The sequence below is a fragment of the Haloferax profundi genome (assembly GCF_001469865.1).
Classification (GTDB): domain Archaea; phylum Halobacteriota; class Halobacteria; order Halobacteriales; family Haloferacaceae; genus Haloferax; species Haloferax profundi.
This window is the reverse complement of the sequence record NZ_LOPV01000652.1, coordinates 1-2,842: the sequence shown is the minus strand read 5'-3', so window position 1 is coordinate 2,842 and position 2,842 is coordinate 1. Positions and strand designations below refer to the sequence as shown.

2 protein-coding genes are annotated in these 2,842 nt (G+C 50.9%); one reads left to right on the top strand and one right to left on the bottom strand.

The features are described 5' to 3' along the window. The first annotated feature begins 249 nt into the window (after positions 1-249). Positions 250-753, top strand: coding sequence for a hypothetical protein (locus tag AUR66_RS18470; RefSeq protein ID WP_058573600.1), 504 nt, complete (start codon positions 250-252; stop codon positions 751-753). A 559-nt stretch (positions 754-1,312) separates the two neighbouring features. On the opposite strand, the gene AUR66_RS22975 is transcribed toward AUR66_RS18470, so the two are convergent. Next, on the bottom strand, positions 1,313-1,831 hold the full coding sequence (locus AUR66_RS22975) for a M23 family metallopeptidase (protein ID WP_231727972.1): 519 nt from the start codon (positions 1,829-1,831) through the stop codon (positions 1,313-1,315). Positions 1,832-2,842 lie beyond the last annotated feature (1,011 nt).

The window sequence follows — 2,842 nt, the reverse complement described above, 5'->3', positions numbered from 1 at the left end:
GTAGAGGAGGACAGCGATTGGGACCACAACGACGAGCCCACCCCACGAGATGGGTCCTGCCACGAGCATGAGAAGTGTGATACCACCGAGAAGTACCCAAATCCACGGCTGGCGAAAACGCTGTACTTCACGAAATAGTGGGTCTTTCTCCATGAGTAAGTCGTTCAAAATCGTCGCTACTCGGTAATGGATTCTCCGGATACCCAGATACACCGGTGTACATACAACGATTCGACATATATGACCAATATGCCCTCCATTGATTCGTTCAGGACAAGACGTGGCGTTGCACGCTTCACCGGCGATTCCGTTCTCTTTGAGGAATCGTTCACCGGCTACTTTCGAGCCCTCTATCGTGGGTATTGGCAGAGCGAGTACTGGCGTCGAAAGGCAATTTTCATCGGCTACATATTCTGTCTCCTGTTCGCTATCGGTTGGACCTTGAGTGCGGTTTGGGCAGGTGACGTCCTTCTCCTCGCAGGGCTATTCACTTTCATCGTTGCCCTGTTGGCACTGAACTATCTACAGGGATTCAGATCGCCCGACCGAATTCAGCTCGACAATATCGAAGACATCTCGTCTACGCGTGGTCAGAAGGGCTTGACGCGTCCACGACTCGTTATCACGTACACGAATGACGGGAGTCAGTACAAACGCCGAGTGAACTTACCATCGCTCTATACGGACTACGGTCAAGAAGCGTTTGATTGTGCAGCCAAGGCATTCGATGAGCGTGGCTTCGACACGGATTGACTGCTAATCCAGTTCTGTTGAAATCCTCAGTCGCTGATAGTTTGTCGAAAGCGTGCTGAATACAGAGCGCAAGTCGGTCATCAGTTGAGTTCTCTGTGTGGACTGCTCAATTCACTTGATGTGGGCTATTTACTCCGTATTCCCAGCAAGAATCGGCCATACAGCGAATACCGTTATGAGCAGGAAAGCAACAAGCAGGACAATATCTAGAACTCCGTGATTCCCTTGCACTATCTGGTACAGATTAGCAATAACACCGACTAAACCCAGCATCGCAGTAATGACCATTTTCCGCCGACTAACAGTCACAGATTCTGCCATAGAGGAACATTAGTCCATCACTGGTATGTTTCCTCTTGTTACCAGAGATGAAAAATACGGCCGCACAATCTGTCAGCCAATTCCTTCTGGACACTAACCATCGGAGTTTTTCTACTGCTGAACTCACCCTCTGTCTGTGTCATGTGGTTTCCATCAATTTCTAAGAATTTCGACAGAGTCGCTAATCCCGTAGTCAGGAACCTGCTCAAGGGTTCCGAACAGTCTCCAAGACGTCGACTCACTCGAGAGCAGTTACGCGCTGTCCCTCTCTGATGTACGCTGACTCGAATTTCTCAGTTTCACCGTCGGGGTCACGGACTAACGCATTCTCAAACTGTATTGGTAACCCCATCGAACGGAAGAACGATGGACGGTCTTGGAGTTGAAAATGAAGATGTGGTTCGGTTGAGTTCCCCGAGTGACCACAACGCCCGATTCGCTCGCCACGTTCTACTCGCTCCCCCTCTAAGACCCGAATACTGTCTTCCTTCAAATGTGCGAAGAGACTATACTCTCCATCGGCGTGTTTGATAGTCAGATAGTTCCCGCGCATATCTCGCTGACGTGGGTCCAACCAACCACCTGCCCGATGGTAATCACGGTGCCCATCGCTGGCCGCAACCACGACGCCATCGGCTGGTGAAACTACTGGATCACCGTAACAATAGTAGTCTTCGGGACCGCTCCCGTCACCATTGTGGGTCGCTCCTTTGTCATCTGTCACAACAAAATCGTAGGCGTATCGCTGAGCGAGCATACCCCACGAATGAGAGTGTTCTCGTGTTGGACCACCATTGACGATGGTCCATTCACCCTCGACTGGAAGTCGATACGACACGCGTTGTTCGAATTCCTCTGGTGTGGGTAGTTGAAGCCGGTAGCGAACGAGCACTGGAATATGACCTACGAGCTGGAATATTCCTTTGAGTTGGAGGAAGACATTCACTTGGAGGTACACCATCGACAGGAGTGGTCGGAGTCGGGACGTCGTCCCCATCGAAATCCAGTCGGTAGGGTCTGGTTCGTCACCTATCGATGGGAGAAAGGCTTTGATCATCGGCCACAAGCCGAAGAGTCCGAATAGGTAGAAGAGTTCCATCCAAGCAATTGACGGGAACAAAGTCCCCAGGATTCCCAGAAAGAACAGTAGACTGAGATACATCGGACTCGGGAGGCGAGAAGTGACCCCAGTTGTATTCGTGATCGACGAGACGTCCGAGTCAGACATTGTCGACTCGATGCTACGGTTAGTGCTGTAATTAACGCTTGGTGAGACAGGACCGTACGTTCAGAAGATATCAAAGGTATTGTTGAACTCCACAGTCCCAGACAGTTTGTTGCGGCCATTGCTGAACAGAAGGCGCGAGTCGGTCAATTATGAGCTGCGCTGGACTGGTTGGACAAGGCCGTAATTGTGAAGCCGCCATAGAAGCCAAGGGTGTAGACTGCGACTTCGGTAGCAAAGCCAGCAGCCGTTTGGATATCTTTGAGATGGATAAAGAGTACGTCAGTAGTCACAACGAAGACGGTGATGACGAGACAGAAAACCAATCGACGAATACTGAAAAGAGGGCTTGACCGGACGAGCTTGAACATCGTAGTATTTTGCGCTTAACGCGGGGAGATGAAGAAACTTGCTCGTAGCACGGGACGACTGCTGAACTCATCCTCAGTCTGTACACGTACTACAGACAGCGTTCGGTGAGGCTTCTGTGGCCGTGCTGGACTCTGGGTGCGAGCCAGTCGTACCTGTCAGCGATGATTCTTG